The sequence below is a fragment of the Tenacibaculum sp. SDUM215027 genome (assembly GCF_050566205.1).
GTDB lineage: Bacteria > Bacteroidota > Bacteroidia > Flavobacteriales > Flavobacteriaceae > Polaribacter.
The window spans coordinates 73,405-93,612 of record NZ_JBNXUE010000004.1 but is presented as its reverse complement, the minus strand read 5'-3'; the positions used below and the strand labels follow the sequence as shown (position 1 = coordinate 93,612).

The following is a 20,208-nucleotide window of genomic DNA, read 5'->3' as shown; positions in this document are numbered from 1 at the left end:
AGTCAAAAAAATAATAAAAAGCTATGTCAAAAAAACCAGTTGCAACTCTAGGTGGTAATCATCAATGCCCTATGTGTAGTGGCTCAACACCACATGTTGGTGGGCCAATTAGTAAAGGAGAACAAAATGTTTTAATCAATGGTAAACCTGTTGCAACCCTTGGTAGTTTATCTACTTGTAATGTAGGTATAGATACTGTAGTTACAGGTAACTCATCTATTCTTATCAATAGTAAACCTACAGCATGTATAGGTGATATGACTGCACATGGAGGGACTATTACTTCTGGAGAAAATAATGTTCTTCTTAGTAGTAGTAAACCACAATCAACAGTGATAATGCCTATTGATGAAATTCCCTTTCCTGAAATTACTTTTAAAGACAGAATTGGGGCTGCAATTACAGGTAACACAAAAATGCTCAAACAAGCTGAAGCCAATCAACAAGAAATAAAAGAACTTGCTGAACAACAAGAAACTGAAGAAAAAAAACTTCCAAAACTGCAAGGTGAAATTATTTTTATAAATGGTTATTTAAGCGATATAGTAACCAACAGTGAATCACATTGGAACGCTGTTATGGATTTAAATCCTGACAAACCTGGTTGGTTTACTTTAAGAGGTGAAAACACTAACGAAAAAAATCGCATTGATCATGACGATTATTACACTGCTGAACAACATGAAAAAGATCTGGATAAAAGTAAAATTAGAAAAATAGTTGAAGAAAAGTTTAGAAACCCTGCTACTTTAATTTTTAAAACTCCAGAGAGCAAGTATTATGGTTATTGGAATGATATTTCTAACGATTATAAAGCTACAGAAACCTATTCTAAATACTTTAATGCAGAAGGTAGAGTGCACTACATAAATGGTTCACATGGGCTAGGAAGTAGCGGAGCACATAGAGTAGACCATGGTATTGCCTTGGGGTATGAATGGGCTCGTTCTAATTGGAGACTTATTGAAAAAGAAAAAGTTGATGCAAAAAAAGAAGAAAAACCCGAAATAGAAAGCCACTCACCTCATTATAAACCCGTAACTATTGTTGGTCATAGTCAAGGTGCTTGTATGGCTGCTGGTGTAAAACTAGGGATTATAAAACTTGCTAATGAAATGGGATGGGATAAAGTAGCTATAAATACTATTTTTTTAGGAGTGCATCAACCTAAAGGGTTATATGGAAAAAACTATGACAGCCTTATAAAGAAAAAGACACAAGAGTATATGGTTTATAAAAATGCTGTACTCATGGGTAAAAATGAAGATAGTGGACACAAATTTTTAAGCGCTTTATCTGAGTTATACAGTCCTAAATACAAAAAAGTATTTAACAAACGAGGTTTGTTTGAACATGTAAAAGCCATCTGTTACGATTGGAATGCTTATAAAAGTAGAGCTGTACAATTTACCTTTCCAAACGACAGGGGTGATTTAGTTACTATAGATGGAGATATACCCGAAGTTAAAAGTGCCTGTCATCCAAAAAAAGATAAAACTTTATTCAGCGCTGAATATTTTCATAAACAAGATACTATTCCTCCACATTATCAAACACTACAAGGTAAAAAAATTATTGATTTATCTTTATATGGAGCCAAAAGTGGTTATGTTGTAGTGCCTCCTTATGTAGCTGAAGAGCGTTACGATTATAATGCCTTAGAAGAATTAGATACACCTACTGTAAAACAGCAAATGCACGGTGTACATTGGCAAGGTTATAGTAAAGTAGCTATACGTTGGGGCGTTGCTATGAATGCTTTTAAGCTAGCTAAATCAATCTACCAAAATTATACTAAACACAAGTTTACTGCAGACGCAGTTGGTGATGTTTTAATTGGAACCTATAAGTTTATAGAAACTAATCATAAAAAAATAGCGTTATACAACAAACTAATTACTACTTATAAAAATAAAACTATTAATACTAGCCTTAGTAACTTATTTGAAGGACATTTTAAAACCTCTATTAAAACACCTAAACACTTAACTCGTAAATGGAGATATTCTAGCGACGAAAAATATGCCATTATTTTATATAATTTGACTTATGTAACTTACCAAAATATGCTACTGCAATATGCTCCTTTACAAAGTGCTGATTTGTACGCTCACTTTGCTCCCGTGGGTCATATTTTACACACAAAATTACTGCAAGACAAAAATGATAGTTTTAACGACCAATACGGAAATACTTCTATATTTGAACGTATAAAGAATGCTGGAAAAGATAAATTCTATAGAATGGAGTATGATGGTAACGTAGACAAGTTATCTGAAGAAGAAAAAAGAGAACAAGAAAAAAAAGAAGTAAAAACAAAACTAACCAAAAACCTTATTGATTCTTCAATTGCAGATACTGATTATATTAACAATGTTGTTAAAGCTTATGTACACAAACAAGAAAAATATGAAAGTAAATTATATGATGAAGAAGATCATAAGCATTAGTATTATCACTACAGTAATATTTACAAACTGTAGTTATATTAAAAAAGAAAAAGTAAAAAAAGAGATGCAACAATATATTGAATATAAAGATTTACACGAACATCAAGGAACCGAGAATTATGAAATAATTAAACTCTACGATAAGGATTTTGTTGTAAAAGAAAAATTAATAGAAAATAAGCAAAAAATAATTAGCTTACTTGGAGAAAATGAAAAAGATATTTCAAGACAGAAAGTTGATTTTTTTGCAAATGTTTTAGATGATAAAGAATATTGGTATAGAACGCTTCAAGACGCTACATTATGGACAGGTAAGTACTATAGGAATTGGTTACTAAACGGAGATAATATCAAAAAAAACTACCTTAACCCTATAACGTATGATGAAAAAAAGGATATGAAAAGCTGGTTAAAAAAGTTTAGTGAATCCTATAATAAAGCATCCTATGTTTATGAATCTTCTTGGAACTACTATATGAAAATAGATGGTAATTGGAATAAGTTTTCATATGATGAAAAACTATTTACCCCAGAAACATTCGATGACAAGGTTTATGAAAAATACCCTACGAAAATAACCCCTGAGGAAATTCGTATGATAAAAATTCCTGAAGTTTTTGACAACCTACTAGATAACAAAACCCTACAATTAGTCGAATATGTAGAAATGGATAAACAAAAAAGTAAAGGTTTAAACCCTATTAGTTTTTCCTCAGGCTATTATATGTTCGAACTTCATTTACCACAAGGGGATGTCTTAAAATTTAGGCGTTATGGAGCTATGGGGTTTAATGCTGATATGAATATATATCAAATACCTAAAGAATTAGGTGGTAGCGACGAAGTATTTTTTATAGAACAATTACCAAGACAAACTTATCCTGATAAATCCTTTGCTGGTTTTTATGCCATACGACCTAAAAATTACAAAGAATTACCTGAGTATAAATCATATTCCGAAAAAGAGAAAAAAAATTAACATGAATAAAAAAAGTGATAATTTTGGTTGTACACATGTCATATATGGTATTGTTTTCTTTGATATCATTGCTATAATTATATGGCATGAAAAATATATCTCTGGTAAATGTAGTTTTTGTACAGGCTTAGGTGAGTTTATTATTTTGTTATTGTATTTAGGAGTAGCTTCGACTATTGGAGCTTTTTTATCACTACCTTTTCATTATATCTATCACTACATTAAAAAGAAAAAACAAAATAATTAATGTTGACTTCATAAATTCTACTAAAACACTCAAAGTTTTCTTGTTTTCATTAAGTCTGAAATTTATTCAATACTTTTTATCTTATGTCCGTTACAATTTAAATTTACTTTGTTTTTCGGTTTAGCATAGGCATTAGCAATTCTGAGTGGATTCAGTTTACCCTGGGCGTACCTGAAAGGGTAGTCGAATCCGCCGTAATTGCGGTTATACATCTTAAGTTAGCAATTCATTAAATTTAGAAATATAAATCAGAAAGAAAAAAGCGTAGAGTAAGGTTATGATATACGTTGAAACCTAGATTTCGTCAACATTGATAATCCCTACGCTTTTACTACTTCGAATTCGTTCAGTTCTATGAGACCAAGATCTCGTTTTCAAGTTGTTGAATTGTTGGTAGTATTTTCTTTCCAATCCTTTTTTCTTATGAGTAAAAATAAACAATTTTTAGGAGTCGATGTTAGTAAAGATGTTTTAGATGTGTATGATTATCAAGGCAATTGGAGTCAATTTAAAAATGATGCATCAGGCTTTAAAGAGCTGTTGTTAATCACAAATGATTTAACTCATTGTATAATGGAAACTACAGGATATTATCATGTACGGTTAGCCTATTTTTTATTAGAAAAAGGAATTTTTGTATCGGTAGAAAATCCGTTGAAGGTAAAACGATTTATTCAAATGAATTTATCAAAAGTAAAGACGGATATAAAGTTTTGGAAAATTTACTTGTTTTTTACCTCAGTTCTTTGTTGTGGTGCTTTTCCGTTTCAACTTTTCATTTTTACCATACAAATCACATCATTAAGTCCTTTATAGACTTCTATTGACGGACTGTTTTTTTCTACACGTTCGTCCTCTACCATTTTGTCAAAGGTTTGCCCAATTTTTGGAATGTTGCTTTTCCAATTGTTAATCGTTACTCCCAAATATTTACCTTTTTTCACGATATAATTTTCAAGTCCATATTTGGCATCTTCATCGTCGGTTTTTTTTAGCATTCCCGCTCGATAAGTTATTCCATTTTCATTTTCTTCATAAATTCCGTAACATTCCCTTCCTTTCCGAGTTGGCACTTTCCTTTCCAATGTTTTAAAAGAATCCTCAATTCCTTGTGGGAATGATTTTGCACGCACGCAAATCAGATTCAAGTCAGATTCAAGATTGATTTCTTTCATAATTCCAATAGTTTTAATTTTATAGATTTTTCTTTTTAGGTTCTATTTTTAATTTAAAAGGTTCTGAATACCGTCTAATTACTTTGTCATTTCTGTACATAATGTTTAAAATTATGTAGCCTTTATTCAGGACGGGTCATAATGAGGCACAACGGTCTTGTATATGGCTCGTAGCGTGCAAATTGGCGATAACTTTTCGGTTAAGCACGAGTCGAATTTTTTAATTTTCTTATCACCTTTTTATCAATAAGCCAAATTAAAAAATTTGGCGGACTTGCAAATATGCCTTAACTTTGGATTAAGCAACTAATTATCTATGAGTTATAGGATACGTTGTTGTAAAACGTTTTTCCTCACTTAAATTTATTGCTGTCCGAAATCCAATCGTATTCGGTTGTGAAAGATTTATCGTGTTCATTAGAATATGAGGCAATTATTTTCATATCCTTGAGGATTTTATCTGCGTTCTCTTTTAAATATTTGTCAGCGTCAATATGCGTTCCAGTTACCATTTGTGTAAGTCGGAAACTAAACTCAAATTTGTCGTCAGGCTTTATAGGTTGTATTTTTCCAATTTCGGCACCTTTTATTTCAGTTCGGTTCGGTTTGTTTTTAAAGTCTACTTTATAATTGTAGGCCGTAACTGAAGAATTATTTCTAATTTCCAAATCATATACCCAAGTTAATTCCCAATATTGCTCGACTTTATCAATTCCCACCCTTATTACTCTTGGGTTGTTAGGTGTGTAGCCTAAAGGTCCACGCATAGTAAAATCATTTTTGCGATGAAATACTATTTTAGGTCTTGATTTCCTATCTGTTAGTTTAGTTATTAGACTTACTGTTAGAAATACAGAAGAACCAATAATCACTATTACAGGTTCTTCTTCCTTCGTCCTAATAAACCAGATTATTGCTAAAATTAGTATTACAATTTCCGCAATAATGGTTAAAATGTTTTTAAGTATATTCATTCAGTTCTTAAGTTTTGAATTTATTTTTCCAAAACAAAGGTAATTGAATACATATAACTGCTTTCCGAATTAGTTACTACTGGAACAACTTGTTTGACCACATAACCGTCTTCCAAATATTCATTTATTTTCGGATATTCCTTTTCTGTAAATTTATCGTCTTTGTCAATGATGTTTGTGTGTGTAGTTACAGTAATGATTTTTTGCATCTTTTTAATTTTTGGTTAGTGTTTCTCTTAAATGTTTTACGACTAGTTCATATACAGAATAAACTTACCATTATACTCCTTTTTTGGCAGGATAAGCAGCAATTTTTAGCAATTTTATTCCTCTTATTCTTTTGCAATATAGTCATGTTTTATAAAGAATCAAAAGAGTTTTTAATTTGAGCAGTTTTATAAAAAAAGAACATCTTTTATTGTTATTTGAAAATAATTTATACATTTGGGGTAATGTTTAACAACAAAAGACATATTATCTCTATTCCAGCTGTAAATACTACGGCTTCTTTTGTTGGCACAACAACTACAATTACTACGACAACCCTTTAGGGGTTATTTCTATACATATCATCATTCCGTATATATTTATTTTTTCAAAAGATTTGAAAACAGATAAATAGCACTAAAAATCTTATTTTTAATTCATTATCTTTTTAAAATGAAAATTTTAAAATTCGGTGGTTCATCGGTAGCCAACAGTCAAAATATAGAAAAAGTAGTACAAATAATTGTCAATGCTTCGGTAAACGACCAACTCCTCGTTGTGGTTTCAGCATTTGGAAAAACTACAAATAAACTCATTGCATCAGCAGAACAAGCTGCTCAAAGCAATGCTAATTACCTCGAAAACTTCAACGAAGTTGAATCAATACACATTGAAGTAATTGAAGCATTAATACCTAACAGTAGACAGAAAGAAGTTAAAAGCCATATCAATTCACTTTTTGAGCAATTAAAAACATTGCTTGAGGGGTGCTTTTTATTGAAAGAAATTACACCAAAGGCACTAGCTACCATTAGCGGTTTTGGGGAACTACTATCTTCTTATATCATTGCAAACATAGCAAGCAATGAATTAGACGCTGTCTATAAAGATAGTAGAGAATTGATTATCACTTCAAATACTTTTGACAAAGCACAAGTAGATTTTGAGCTAACAAACGCCAACTGCAAAGAATATTTTAATCAAAATAAACATCAAGTAACTATTTTACCAGGGTTTATTGCCCAAACAAAAGAAGGGAAAACTACTACTTTAGGACGTGGAGGTTCTGATTATTCCGCAGCTATTTATGCTGCTGCTTTAAGTGCTGAAGAATTACAAATTTGGACAGATGTTAGTGGTATGTATACTGCAAATCCGCATATGGTAAAGCAAGCGTTCCCTATATCACATATTTCCTATCAAGAGGCTATGGAATTATCTCATTTTGGAGCGAAAGTTATCTTCCCTCCTACTATTCAGCCTGTGTTAGAAAAGGAGATTCCTATTCGAATTAAAAATACTTTTGAACCAGAAAATATGGGAACGCTGATTTCTAAAATTACTAAAAATGGAAAACCTGTAAAAGGAATTTCACATATCGAAAATATTACTCTGCTAACTTTAGAAGGAAGTGGCATGGTAGGTGTTTCTGGCATTTCAAAACGCTTATTTGAAACTTTATCTGCTCACAATATTAATGTGGTGATGATTACACAAGCATCTTCTGAACATTCTATCTGTGTAGGAATTTATGATGAAGATGCTCTAAAAGCAGCTCAAAAAATTAATGAAGCCTTTGCTATTGAAATAGAGCGTCATAAAATAGATCCAATTATTGTAGAACAAGGATTGGCTATTATCGCTTTGGTAGGTGACAACATGAAAAACCACCAAGGTTTAAGTGGACAAATGTTTAGTTCTTTAGGCAAAAATAACGTGAACATTCGTGCTATTGCACAAGGTGCATCCGAGAAAAACATTTCAGCTGTTATCAATAGTTCAGATGCTAAAAAAGCATTGAATACCCTACACGAACAGTTTTTTGAGGAAAAAATGAAGCAACTTAACCTATTTGTTACTGGTGTGGGGAATGTTGGGGTCCGTTTTTTAGCACAAATCCATCAGCAAAAAAAATATTTAAAAGAGCATTTAAAACTAAATGTGCGAGTTATTGGAATTTCTAATTCTAAAAAAATGATTTTTGATGATAATGGCATCAATTTAAACTCTTGGAAAGAACAATTACAAGGCGGAGAATTAAGTTCTTTAGATAACTTTTTTCAAAAAGTAAAAACGTTGAACCTTCGCAACTCAGTGTTTATCGACAATACTGCCAATCAAAAAGTATCAGAGGTATACGAGCACTATTTAGCGAATAATATTGCGGTGGTTACTTGTAATAAAATAGCCTGTGCTTCCGAATTAAATAACTACAAAAAGTTAAAAAGTATTTCTCGAAAGTACAATGCCCCTTTTTTATTCGAAACCAACGTAGGTGCAGGTTTACCTGTTATTGACACGCTTAAAAATTTAATAGCTTCTGGTGATCGAGTACATAAAATACAAGCTGTTTTATCAGGATCATTGAATTTTGTTTTCAATAATTTTAATGAAGATATTTCTTTCCATGATGTCGTAAAACAAGCACAAGAGCAAGGATACACAGAACCAGATCCGAAAATTGATTTAAGTGGTGTAGATGTTGCTCGAAAAATATTAATTCTAGCACGTGAAAGTGGTTATGAATTAGAGCTTTCTGATATTGAAAACAATGCTTTTTTACCTAAAAAGAGTCTAGAAACAACCAATAATGATAATTTTTATGCTTCTTTAACTGAATTTGAGGCACAATTTCAACAAATCTATAAAGAAGCTGCTGATAAAAATTGTCGTTTAAAATATGTCGCTGAATTTAACGATGGAAAAGCGAGTGTGGGACTCCAACATATTCCTTTTGACCATCCTTTTTATAATTTAGAAGGAAGTGACAACATCGTGTTATTTTTTACAGATAGATACCCTGTAAATCCGCTACAAATAAAAGGTGCGGGTGCGGGTGCTGAAGTAACTGCTTCTGGAATTTTTGCAGATGTGATACGAATTGGAAATAAGTAGTGTATGGAAAATCGATATAAAAATACTATTGATGTTTATAATAAAGTAGCGCAAGCATATCAAGATAAATTTGCAAATGATACTGTATATAACCATAGTTATGAACTACTTTTAAAACATATACAGCCCGTTCATAAAAGTGTGTTAGATGTAGCTTGTGGCTTTGGAAAAGTTACTAAATATCTTCTAGACAATAATCCGAAACTTACTATTTTAGGTATTGACGCTGCTGAAAATATGGTGAGTTTAGCGAAACTAAACAACCCGAAAGCTACATTTAAAGTGATGGATTGTAGAGAAGTTAGTAGCTTAAAACAACGGTTTGATGTAATCGTCTTCGGATTTTGTTTTCCGTATCTTCCTAAGAAGGATGTTTTAAAACTTCTTAAAGAGGCTTCGAGTTTATTAAATCCTAACGGGTTACTATACATCAGTACCATGGTCGGAAATTATGAAAAAGATTCTCGTATGACTTCTAGTTCTGATGGAAAAAATTCGATGTTTATCCATTATCATGAATCAGCGTATTTGATTGAAGCTTTAGAAGCAGAAGAATTTAAAATTTTAGAAAATTACACCAAACTATATCAAGAAGGTGGTGATACCGACTTGTTTTTAATCGCAAAAAAATGAACTATTTAAAAATATTCTCACCAGCAACCGTCGCCAATGTTTCCTGCGGATTCGACGCTTTAGGTTTAGCACTCGAAACTGTTGGTGATACCATGACTTTTACAAAAACAGCTACCAAAGGTGTAAAAATCACCCAAATAACTGGTGCAGATTTACCATTAGATATACAAGTAAATGCTGCGGGAGTGGTTGTGCTGGCTATGCTAAAAAAACATCCTGTTGATTTTGGTATTGACATCACCATTCATAAAGGATATACACCTGGAAGCGGTTTAGGGAGTAGTGCTGCGAGTGCAGCTGGTGCTGCGTTTGGTGTAAATCAATTATTAGGAGCTATCTTCTCTCCTCTTGAATTAACGCAATTCGCCATGTTAGGCGAAGAAGCTACTTGTGGTACTCCTATTGCAGATAATGTTTCTGCTGCTATTTATGGTGGATTTACGCTAGTACGAAGCTATGAACCACTAAGTATTGTTAAAATTCCAGTACCGTCAGAATTAATGGTCGTGGCGATCCATCCTCAGGTTGAAGTAAAAACCAAAGATGCCCGAGAAGTATTGCCCAAAGAAGTTCCTTTGAAAGATGCAGTTACGCAATGGGCAAATGTAGCTGGATTAATTAGCGGATTGCACTCCAACGATTATCAATTGATTGCAGATTCATTAACTGATATTATTGTTGAACCTGCTAGAAAAACACTAATTCCTTATTTTGATTTAGTGAAAGAGGAAGCTTTAAAAGCAGGTGCTTTAGGAGCTGGTATTTCAGGCTCTGGACCAACTATTTTTGCATTATGTAAAGGAGATAAAAATGCACAAGAAGTGTATAAAAGCATTGAAAAAGCCTATCAAGACAAACACATTGATTTCAACATGATTCTTTCAAAAATTAATACGGAAGGAATTAAAATTTTAGAAACAAACTAATATTAAGTGCTCACTGAGCGTAGTCGAAGTGAAAAAACAAATACTAAATTATGAACTATTATAGTCTCAATCATACATCACCCAACGTTACCTTTAAGGAAGCTGTAGTAAATGGATTAGCTCCAGATAGAGGGCTTTACTTCCCTGAGAATATTACGCCATTACCAAAAAAGTTTATTGATAATATTGGTGAATATTCCAATGAAGAAATTGCTTACGCAGCTATTCAACAATTTGTGGGTGATGAAATTCCGAAAGACGTTTTACAACAAATCATTAAAGAAACTATTAATTTTGAATTTCCTGTAGTACCAATAGAAGAAAACATTGGTACTTTAGAATTATTCCATGGGCCTACGATGGCCTTTAAAGACGTTGGAGCTCGTTTTATGGCACGTTGTTTAGGCTATTTCAACCGTAACAACAATGAGCAAGTTACGGTTTTGGTAGCTACTTCTGGTGATACTGGTGGTGCTGTTGCTAATGGCTTTTTAGGTGTAAAAGGTGTAGATGTTGTTATTCTCTACCCTAGTGGAAAAGTGAGCGATATTCAAGAAAAGCAACTCACAACTTTAGGGCAAAACATTAAAGCTTTGGAAGTAGATGGTGTTTTTGATGATTGTCAAGATATGGTAAAGACTGCTTTTTTAGACGCGGAAATTAATCGTACGTTAACCTCAGCAAACTCCATAAATATTGCTCGTTGGTTGCCACAAATGTTCTATTTTTTCTTTGCGTATAAGCAAGTTTATAAACAACATAAAGAAGTTGTCTTTTCGGTTCCGAGTGGGAACTTTGGAAACATTTGTGCAGGTATCATGGCGCAAAAATTAGGCTTACCTATCAAACATTTTATAGCTGCTACCAACGTAAATGATACTGTACCTAATTTCTTACAAAGTGGAAATTATAACCCGAAACCTTCAAAAGCAACCATTTCTAATGCAATGGATGTTGGGAATCCGAGTAATTTTATTAGAATTCAGGAATTATTCAACAATAATTTAGAAGCTTTAAAAGGAGCTTTCTCTTCTTTTTCTTTTTCTGATGATGAAACTCGTGAAACTATGAAAAACATCTATCAAACCTCAACCTATATTGCGGATCCGCACGGAGCTGTTGGTTATTTAGGATTGAAAAAATACGGATTACAAAATGAGTTCGGTATTTTCTTAGAAACTGCTCACCCTGTTAAATTTTTAGATGTTGTAGAAGATGTTTTAAATGTAACGATTGATATTCCACCACAAATAGTATCTGTGATAGATAAACAAAAAGAAGCAACTAAAATTAATTCTTATGAAGATTTAAAGAGCTTTTTAAATGCTTAAACAGAATTTTAATTAAAAATCGCCTCAATTAATGAGGCGATTTTCTATTCTTAGAAACTAAACACATTGTCTCTTAAATTTTCATCACTTCTAGTTCCGTAAGGATCTATAGCAATATACTTAGGTTTTTTGTTTACTATAAACCTAACTTGAGTACGTTCTTTACTTAATTGTTCAGACTCATAGTGTAATACAGTATTATTGTCCTTTACAAGCGATGGATGCGTTGTAAAAACTCCTATTTTAATAGGCTCGTTAATCGCTATTTCTTTGATATTTCCGTCCTTCAACGTTTCAACTCGTTTAGCTTTTATGGTTGCTGTAACTTCGTATGTGCCATTGGTTAATTCTTTGTATGAACTATTTTCTACAGCTATATCGTAGGTGATTACTTTTTTAAACCAATCGTTTATCAAATAGTGATTTTCTTTAGAGGTTACCTTATATATTTCTTCTAATAATTCAATAGTATGTGCTTTGGGGGAATTTTCAAGTCGGTATCGCTCGGTAATTGTTTTTAGTATTTTATTTACTTGCTGCTCCCCTATCAAATCTTTTAATGCCATGAATACGGTGTATGCTTTTCCGTAAGAAATGTAACCTTCATCCAGTACTTTATAAATTGGTGGTTCTTGGGTTCCACCGAATGCTCTACCTAAAAAGTATCTTCTTCTAGCGGCTTCTGCTAACTCGTATAAAGCCCTTTTTCCGTACATTTTTTCTAGTACCACAGCTTCTGTATATTTAGCAAGCCCTTCTACTAATAAAGCCCCTCCTGCAACTGGTTTAGCAGTTAATGTATGCCCCCACCACTGGTGCGCTACTTCATGAATTGTTCTTTTTGACACTAAGTTGAACATATTTGCTTCGTGAACATCTGACAAATACAAACGATCTTCTACCATACTAATCACTCCTGGGTGTGCAAATCCTCCGAATGACCAATGAGAAGGCACTTCTGTTATTCGAACATGATTAAAATTATAGGTTCCAAAATTTTCTTGACAATACGCTAAGGTTTCTTTTGTACTATTTTCTATTTCTTCAATATTAAAGTGGTGGTTAACATCATAATACTGCTCAATAGAAATTCCGTTATACATCGTTTTTTTAGTTGCATATTCTGCCGAAAAATAGGCTACCATGGGTAAAATTTTTCCTTTGGATTTGTACTGATAATAGTTTCTATTATTCTCTGACCATGTTCTTATCAAATCCCCCGAACTTATAGCTGTTTGGTCTTTACTGGTAGACACAACAGTTTCAAACTGTATTTTCTCATTTTCAATATCTTCAAGTGCTATATGAGCGTCTGAGTTATCTTCTTCTTCTCTTATTGGCAACCCTCTTTTTTTACGTTCTGTTCTGTCAGTAATTTCATACCCAGAAGCGTACCCTATAATAGGCTCGAAATTTCTAAAAGTTATATATGTTCCGTTATGAACAATACTTTTATCTTCTTCATATCCTTTTAGCTCTTTTTCAACAGCAAACGTATATAGTACTGAATCGTTGGGTTGGAGTTTTTCTTTAAACTCAAATACATACGCTCCATGTACTGTGTCTTTCGTAAGCAAACGAGCATTTTCTATATTGATCTGTTTTACAGGAATTCGTTCAGTTATAAATAATTGAGATAGCGCTTTATTGCTTTTATTTTTTAAAATGTAATTTGCTTTGATCGTATATTTTCTCTCTTCTGGAAAAATAGCTACATCAGTTTTTTGTGAGATAGGATATAGTTTTTCTAACGTTTCATATTTCTTATAGGTACGTTCATAATTTTCACTAAAATTTAAGTTATCATCATCAGTTTGATAATCTGAAACAACATTTGCATTGTAAAACACTAAACCTGCGGTACCAATAACTAATAAAAAGAAGGTTGAAAATAGTAGTTTCTCTGTTAAATTACACTCTTGTTTCAACTGCTTTAATTTATAAGAAAACCCTTTTACCATACCCCTATTCCATATCTTAAATGCTAATAAAATTAATAGCGCTCCTATACTCAACCAGTACAATCCTAAATGATTAAATAGCTTAGCGTTTTTACTATATACATCCATATCTCCAAAAGTTACTCTAGGCATAAAACCGATGCTTGTTAAAGGGTGTTCTAATCCTAAAAGATTAGCTTTCATACTTACCATAACTAACAAACCAAAAGCTCCCATTCCTATATACTTACTTTTAGCTATACTGTTTATAAATATGGCTAGCATAGCATATATAACCAATTGTAGACCATAATAATAAAATACTGATGCATACATGCCTAAATTTATATTTGTAAAACCTAAACTTATTTGAAAAGCTATGCACATAAATACTCCCAGTACAATTAACAACATAGGCAACAGGGATAAGCTGATAAATTTAGCCGTAAAAAGAACCCAATTTTTTACTGGAGTAGCGCCAATAATTAAATTAAAATTGACACTATGCTCTCTCCATACAATCTCAGATCCGTAAAAAATTAGTAGTATGAGTCCAAAAAGTGTTAGCGGACTTGTTATTAATTCTATTAATTGGTTAGTTAAAGGATATATACTTACTCCATATTCACTTCCTTCAACAACAGTTGCATACAACTCTGAAAAAACAATAATTAACCACATCACTACAATTACTAAAAAAGGCAAGCTTTTAAATACGCTCTTTAGCTCTAATCGTATTAGAGATAACAATGATGTTATTTGCGCTTTTACACCGTATATTCCGTCGATGGGTTTATAAGGTGTGAGTTGTTTATCCTTATTGCTTATTGCTTTTTCTTTCTTTACTTTTTTCGTGATCTTTCTAAAAGAAAAACTTCTATACGTTAGTAACAGTATTCCTATAGAAAGCGCTACCCAAAGTATTCTATTCAATAAAAACAAACCTGAAAAAGAAAGTAGCTGTGTGTTTTTTTGATATGCGGTCCAATATTGGGTTTGTTCAAAAAAAGCGGCTACTCCAAAAGAGTCTACAATTGCTGCTACAGACATCATTTCTGGTGATGCTGGAACAGATTGTGCTAATAATGGTGAGTTTAAAAAGATAGAACTCACAAAATATAACATGTAAATAAATACAGCACTTGCATAGGTGGCAATACTATTCTTGGTAAGCGTGCTTACAGAGAATATTAAAGAAGTACAGATAAAAATATTAGGTAACACTAAATACAACCATGGCTGTAGATAATTCAATAAATTAAAAGCTCCTAACCTTTCTGGATCTAAACCAGAAAAATAATTCCCGAAAATATACCCAATAACAAAAGGAGAAAAAGCTACGACACTAAAGATTAAAGTCCCTAAAAAACGACTCCAAAAATAATGATGCTTTGTAATAGACGAACTATAAATTAAGCTTTCCATGTTGTGCTGCTTATCTCTTATGATAGCTGTTACTGCAAAAAACATGGTAATAAAAACACTACCTAATGTAAAAAGGCCTGTATGAAAATACACTTGATAAACGGAATTAAAGTTTACCGATGTAGGTGCATAACCTTGACTTCCTGTAAAATATCCTAAACCTAAAAATAAGACTGCAAATATCGGGAAAGCTCTTTGTTTTAACTGATAGTAAATTTCAAATTGTAATAATTTCTTAAACATAGATTAGGCGTTTTTTTGATGAAATAATGTAGCGAAGTAGTAGTCTTCTAAGTTTGGATTGATTTTTTCAAATCCATTAGATAAAGTGGTTTCTGAGAAGACTCTTATTTGTGTTTCTCCTGATACTAATTTGGTTGAAATAACATCATAGGCCTTTTTGTAATGTTCAATATCACTTTTAGCAATAATTTTAGTCCAAATGCTATCTTGTATACCGGCTACTAATTCTCTTGGATTTCCTTGAGAAATAATCTGTCCTTCTGATAGAATTGCCATTTTAGTACATAAGTTTCTAACGTCTTCTACTATGTGAGTAGATAAAATAACAATTACGTTCTCTCCTATTTCACTTAAAAGGTTTAAAAATCGATTGCTTTCCTCAGGGTCTAATCCTGCTGTTGGTTCATCAACAATAATTAGTTTTGGATTTGCTAATAAAGCTTGAGCAATTCCAAAACGCTGCCGCATTCCTCCTGAAAATGTATGTACCGATTTCTTCCTGTGCTGGTAAAGATTTACTTGCTGCAATAAAGAGGTTACTTGGTTTTTACGCGTTGTATTGTTTGTAACTCCCTTCAAAATAGCTAAATGGTCTAACAATTTTTCAGCTGATATTTTAGGGTACACACCAAACTCTTGTGGTAAATAACCCAAATCTTTTCTTATTTCATGAGGGGTATTAATAATATCATAGTCATTAAATACAATTTCTCCAGAAGAAGGCTCTTGTAAAGAAGCTATGGTACGCATTAAAGAAGATTTTCCTGCTCCGTTAGCACCTAATAAGCCAAACATTCCGTTTGAAATATGTAAGTTTATTCCGTTTAATGCTTTAACTCCATTAGGATATGTCTTGGTAAGGTTTGTTATAGTTAATGTATTCATATGAGATTCGTTTTTTTGCTTACAACAAATCTCTAGTATCTTCCCTTCCGTATAAATTAAAAATGATATACCTTGGTATTTTTAGCATACATAGTACTCATTTAATTGCTAACCTATGTTCGACTAAAAAAACTACTTATTGGTATTAAAAACAATAGTGTTTGTCAATATAATTGTGAGAACAGTTTTACATGAGTAATTTTGAGGTATGATTGATTTTTTAAAGAAGTACAAAGCCTTTTTTATCGGATTTATAATTGTAGTCCCAATATTCATTTTATTAGACTATCTCAATTTAATAAATATTCCGAGAGACCAACCAGGTGAAGTTATAGTCATAACACTCTTTTGGGCTTTAATTATTGCCTTACCCATACATAATTACCAATACTTAAAAAAGAAAAAGAAAGCTGTAATTGGTATTGCTGCTCTTTTTGTGCTACTTTTTATTACAGTGCTTATTGATTCTTTTATGAAGCTTCCTGATAATCCTATTACCTTCATATTATTGATGGTATTTTGGTTTGGGTTAGCTTATTTTTTAGTTCCAAACTTTATCAAAAAGTATTGGAAATTTATAGCTCTTCTATATACTCCTTTACTGTTGTACTTTTTATATCTTCGATTGTTTTCTGGAAATTTAGAAGCGTATTTAAAAGTAAAACAAGAAACTCCTTTCTATATTTTTTTCTTACCCATTCCTATTTTCTTTTTTCTTTGGATTTTTGAACAATGGAAATGGATACAAGAGCTAAAAAAAGAAAAATCTAAAACAGAATTATCACTGTTAAAAACACAGATAAACCCACATTTTTTCTTTAATACCTTGAATAATTTATATGCGTTAACAGTAAAAAACTCACCGCAAGCACCTGAAGTTATTTTAAAGCTGTCTGATATGATGCGCTACACTATTTATGATGGAGAAAAAGAGACCGTAAAAATTTCAGATGAAATAGAATACCTACATAATTATATTGAGTTACATAAAATACGTTACCGAAAGTCAGTAGAAATCATCTTTAACCACAACATAAATACTAATATAAATGTTCCGCCACTACTATACATTATTTTGCTTGAAAATGCTTTTAAACACGGTATAGAAACACTTACCGAAAAAGCTTTTATACATATCAATTTATATGAAGATGCTACTTTTATTTACTTTGAAATAGAAAACAATTTTGATCCTAATGAGATAACTAATTCTAAAGGTATTGGTCTACAAAACCTAAAACGAAGGTTATCTTTGTTGTACATGCAACAACATGAACTAACTATTGATGTTACAAACAACATTTACAAAACACTTTTAAAAATCCCAAAGCATGCTTAAATATATAATTATTGATGATGAGCCTTTAGCACATGAAATTATCACTGAATTTTGCAGTATGATACCTCATGTACAATTAGAAAAAAGCTGTTACAATGCTATGGAAGCTATGCAGTTTTTAAATGAACATCTCGTTGATTTTATGTTTTTAGATATCAACATGCCTAAATTAAAGGGTTTAGATTTTTTAAAGACCTTGTCAAATCCTCCTAAAACCATCATTACAACTGCTTATAAAGAATATGCTATTGAAGGCTTTGAGTTAAATGTTGTAGATTACCTTTTAAAGCCTTTCAGTTTTGATCGGTTAGTTAAAGCAGTAAATAAGGTGTCTTATACACCTTCAACAAAAAACATTCACAAAGAAATAGTAAACACAAACCAAACGAATACCCGACTTTTTATTAAAGGAGATAAAAAGTACCATCAAATAGACTTAAACGATTTATTGTTTATAGAGGCCTATGGAAATTATACAAAACTATATTTAGTAGATGAGATGATTGTAAGCCATGAAAAGATTTCTCATTACGAAACTATGCTAGATAAAAACAATTTTCTAAGAGTACATAAATCATTTATCGTTGCTATTGATAAAATAAAGTTTATAGAAGGTAACCGTATCATTATCCACGAACATAAAGTACCCATTGGTCAGACCTATAAAAGCACCGTTGGTAAACTCTACAATTAGGAGCAATTTTATTTTTTATTTATCTCTTTAATTTTCATAGATTTATGCATCATCAAAACTAACTACATGCATATATCTTCAAAAGTTACGCGCCTTTTTGATTTTCCATACCACCAATTACAAAACTATCCGCAACAAGATTGCTTAGTTTCAAAAGAGAATAATGAATGGAAAAGTATTTCAACTCAAAAATACATTGAAGACGCCAATACAGTAAGTAAGGCTTTACTAAACCTTGGAGTTAAGTCTGGAGATAAAATAGCGGTGATTACTTCTGCAAACCAACCTAAATGGCACTTGTTAGATATTGGTGTTATGCAAATTGGTGCAGTAAATGTCCCCTTGTATCCTACTTTCTCAGAAAAAGATTATGCTTATATCTTAGATCATTCCGATAGTATTTATTGTTTTGTTTCTGATGATGAACTCTATCAAAAAGTAATCAAAGTTCAAAGACAAACACAGCTTAAAAAAGTATTTACTTTTGAAGAATTAGACGCAGACTATGGATGGGATTCTTTTTTGAATCTTGGTAAAGATAAAACTCTTCAAACCAAAGTTGATGAGTTAAAAGAAACTATAAAACCATCTGACTTAGCTACAATTATCTATACCTCGGGTACTACTGGAACTCCAAAAGGGGTTATGCTTTCACATCATAACATTGTTAGTAATGTTTTTGCTGTTGGTAAAAGGATCGATTTACAAGGAAATCAAAAAAGAGTAATAAGCTACCTTCCTATTTGCCACATCTTCGAGCGTGCGGCTTCGTACTATTGTCAATACATGGGCTTTGAAATTCATTTCGCAGAAAACATAGAAAAAGTTGGAGAGAATTTACGCGAAATAAAACCTCATTTTATGGCTGTGGTTCCTCGATTGTTAGAAAAGGTTTTTGACAAAATCATTGATAAAGGAAGTAACTTAACTGGTTTTAAAAAACGATTATTTTTTTGGGCATTAAAACTTGGTGAACAATACAAACCTTATAAAGAAAATGGTTGGTGGTACGAGTTCAAACTCTCCATAGCACGCAAACTCATTTTTTCTAAATGGAAAGAAGCTTTAGGAGGTCAGTTAGATTTTATGTTGGCAGGAAGTGCTCCTACACAAACTAGACTAGTAAAAATATTTACAGCCGCAGGAATCCCCGTTTTTGAAGGTTATGGATTAACCGAAACTTCACCTGCTGTCTCTGTTAACGATAGACGAAATAATGGTTTTAGATTAGGCTCTGTAGGAAAAGTTATAGAAAATGTCACTGTTAAAATTGCTGATGATGGAGAAATCTTGGTTAAAGGTCCCAATGTGATGATGGGTTATTATAAAAGTCCTGAAAAAACTAGTGAAACCATCAAAAATAATTATTTACATACTGGTGATATCGGTGAACTTGATAATGATGGGTTCTTAAAAATAACCGATAGAAAAAAAGAAATATTCAAAACCTCTGGAGGAAAGTATATTGCACCAGCTATATTAGAAAGTGAACTAAAAAAATCACGCTTTATAGAGCAAGTTATGGTTATTGGTGAAGGAGAAAAGATGCCAGCTGCTTTAATTCAAATTGCTTCTGACTTTGTTTATCGATGGGCAAAAAGACATAATCATACAATTACGGATATTACTTCGGATGAAAAACTCATCAAAAGAATTCAAAAGGAAATAGATTATAGCAATCGTAAATTTGGAAAATGGGAACAGATAAAACGTTTTGAAATTACTCCAGAAGAATGGACCATAGATGCTGGTCATTTAACCCCAACATTAAAAATGAGGCGAAAAGTTATCTTAGAAAAATACAATAATTTATGTCAAAAAATATATAATCCTCAATAAATCAACCAGTAAACTACAACTTGTGC

General features: G+C 32.0%; 16 protein-coding genes. 11 read left to right on the top strand and 5 right to left on the bottom strand.

Annotation, left to right across the window (positions count from 1 at the left end):
* The first annotated feature begins 23 nt into the window (after nucleotides 1–23).
* The 4 genes from ACQYZ7_RS10415 to ACQYZ7_RS10400 all read left to right on the top strand — a co-directional run bounded on the left by ACQYZ7_RS10415 (nucleotide 24) and on the right by ACQYZ7_RS10400 (nucleotide 4,492).
* Nucleotides 24–2,450, top strand: a complete 2,427-nt coding sequence (locus ACQYZ7_RS10415) for a PAAR domain-containing protein (protein ID WP_430729685.1) — start codon at nucleotides 24–26, stop codon at nucleotides 2,448–2,450.
* Nucleotides 2,410–3,429, top strand: a complete 1,020-nt coding sequence (locus ACQYZ7_RS10410) for a hypothetical protein (protein ID WP_430729684.1) — start codon at nucleotides 2,410–2,412, stop codon at nucleotides 3,427–3,429. Before ACQYZ7_RS10415 ends, ACQYZ7_RS10410 begins: the two co-directional genes overlap by 41 nt.
* A gap of 1 nt (nucleotide 3,430) precedes the next feature.
* Entirely contained in the window at nucleotides 3,431–3,676 is a 246-nt protein-coding gene (locus tag ACQYZ7_RS10405; RefSeq protein WP_274639792.1) for a hypothetical protein, read from the top strand.
* A 423-nt stretch (nucleotides 3,677–4,099) separates the two neighbouring features.
* Nucleotides 4,100–4,492, top strand: coding sequence for an IS110 family transposase (locus ACQYZ7_RS10400; protein WP_430729683.1), 393 nt, complete (start codon nucleotides 4,100–4,102; stop codon nucleotides 4,490–4,492).
* On the opposite strand, the gene ACQYZ7_RS10395 is transcribed toward ACQYZ7_RS10400, so the two are convergent.
* The 3 genes from ACQYZ7_RS10395 to ACQYZ7_RS10385 all read right to left on the bottom strand — a co-directional run bounded on the left by ACQYZ7_RS10395 (nucleotide 4,444) and on the right by ACQYZ7_RS10385 (nucleotide 6,034).
* On the bottom strand, nucleotides 4,444–4,851 hold the full coding sequence (locus tag ACQYZ7_RS10395) for a hypothetical protein (RefSeq protein ID WP_430729682.1): 408 nt from the start codon (nucleotides 4,849–4,851) through the stop codon (nucleotides 4,444–4,446). The two genes, ACQYZ7_RS10400 and ACQYZ7_RS10395, sit on opposite strands and share 49 nt — an antisense overlap.
* Nucleotides 4,852–5,204: 353 nt before the next feature.
* Complete coding sequence (locus ACQYZ7_RS10390; protein WP_430729681.1) at nucleotides 5,205–5,825, bottom strand: hypothetical protein; 621 nt, start codon at nucleotides 5,823–5,825, stop codon at nucleotides 5,205–5,207.
* Between the two features lie 20 nt (nucleotides 5,826–5,845).
* The gene (locus ACQYZ7_RS10385; RefSeq protein WP_335619855.1) at nucleotides 5,846–6,034 is read right to left on the bottom strand and encodes a hypothetical protein; all 189 of its coding nucleotides are present in this window, start codon (nucleotides 6,032–6,034) and stop codon (nucleotides 5,846–5,848) included.
* 451 nt (nucleotides 6,035–6,485) lie between these two features.
* Between ACQYZ7_RS10385 and thrA the strand changes: the two genes are divergently transcribed.
* Genes thrA through thrC form a run of 4 tightly spaced genes read left to right on the top strand, consistent with a single transcriptional unit; the run spans nucleotide 6,486 to nucleotide 11,817 of the window.
* The gene (thrA, locus tag ACQYZ7_RS10380) at nucleotides 6,486–8,927 is read left to right on the top strand and encodes a bifunctional aspartate kinase/homoserine dehydrogenase I (RefSeq protein ID WP_430729680.1); all 2,442 of its coding nucleotides are present in this window, start codon (nucleotides 6,486–6,488) and stop codon (nucleotides 8,925–8,927) included.
* Nucleotides 8,928–8,930: 3 nt separating this feature from the next.
* Complete coding sequence (locus ACQYZ7_RS10375; RefSeq protein WP_430729679.1) at nucleotides 8,931–9,560, top strand: class I SAM-dependent methyltransferase; 630 nt, start codon at nucleotides 8,931–8,933, stop codon at nucleotides 9,558–9,560.
* A complete protein-coding gene (locus ACQYZ7_RS10370) occupies nucleotides 9,557–10,486 on the top strand; it encodes a homoserine kinase (protein ID WP_430729678.1) in 930 nt (309 codons plus the stop codon). The genes ACQYZ7_RS10375 and ACQYZ7_RS10370 overlap by 4 nt, the downstream gene beginning before the upstream one ends.
* A 50-nt stretch (nucleotides 10,487–10,536) precedes the next feature.
* Nucleotides 10,537–11,817: a threonine synthase gene (thrC, locus tag ACQYZ7_RS10365; protein WP_430729677.1), complete on the top strand. Its 1,281-nt coding sequence runs from the start codon at nucleotides 10,537–10,539 to the stop codon at nucleotides 11,815–11,817.
* A gap of 50 nt (nucleotides 11,818–11,867) precedes the next feature.
* Here thrC and ACQYZ7_RS10360 read toward each other — a convergent pair whose 3' ends face one another.
* Both ACQYZ7_RS10360 and ACQYZ7_RS10355 read right to left on the bottom strand, forming a co-directional pair.
* Nucleotides 11,868–15,425, bottom strand: a complete 3,558-nt coding sequence (locus ACQYZ7_RS10360) for a M1 family aminopeptidase (RefSeq protein ID WP_430729676.1) — start codon at nucleotides 15,423–15,425, stop codon at nucleotides 11,868–11,870.
* A 3-nt stretch (nucleotides 15,426–15,428) separates the two neighbouring features.
* Nucleotides 15,429–16,310 (bottom strand): ABC transporter ATP-binding protein, encoded by an 882-nt coding sequence (locus ACQYZ7_RS10355; RefSeq protein WP_430729675.1) that lies wholly within the window; start codon nucleotides 16,308–16,310, stop codon nucleotides 15,429–15,431.
* Nucleotides 16,311–16,518: 208 nt separating this feature from the next.
* On the opposite strand from ACQYZ7_RS10355, the gene ACQYZ7_RS10350 reads away from it, so the two are divergent.
* From ACQYZ7_RS10350 to ACQYZ7_RS10340, 3 genes are all read left to right on the top strand, one after another.
* The gene (locus ACQYZ7_RS10350) at nucleotides 16,519–17,649 is read left to right on the top strand and encodes a sensor histidine kinase (protein ID WP_430729674.1); all 1,131 of its coding nucleotides are present in this window, start codon (nucleotides 16,519–16,521) and stop codon (nucleotides 17,647–17,649) included.
* The gene (locus tag ACQYZ7_RS10345; RefSeq protein WP_430729673.1) at nucleotides 17,642–18,343 is read left to right on the top strand and encodes a LytR/AlgR family response regulator transcription factor; all 702 of its coding nucleotides are present in this window, start codon (nucleotides 17,642–17,644) and stop codon (nucleotides 18,341–18,343) included. Before ACQYZ7_RS10350 ends, ACQYZ7_RS10345 begins: the two co-directional genes overlap by 8 nt.
* Before the next feature lie 66 nt (nucleotides 18,344–18,409).
* Nucleotides 18,410–20,182 carry an AMP-dependent synthetase/ligase gene (locus tag ACQYZ7_RS10340; protein WP_430729672.1) on the top strand — a complete coding sequence of 591 codons (1,773 nt, stop codon included), beginning with the start codon at nucleotides 18,410–18,412 and terminating at the stop codon, nucleotides 20,180–20,182.
* Nucleotides 20,183–20,208: the final 26 nt, after the last annotated feature.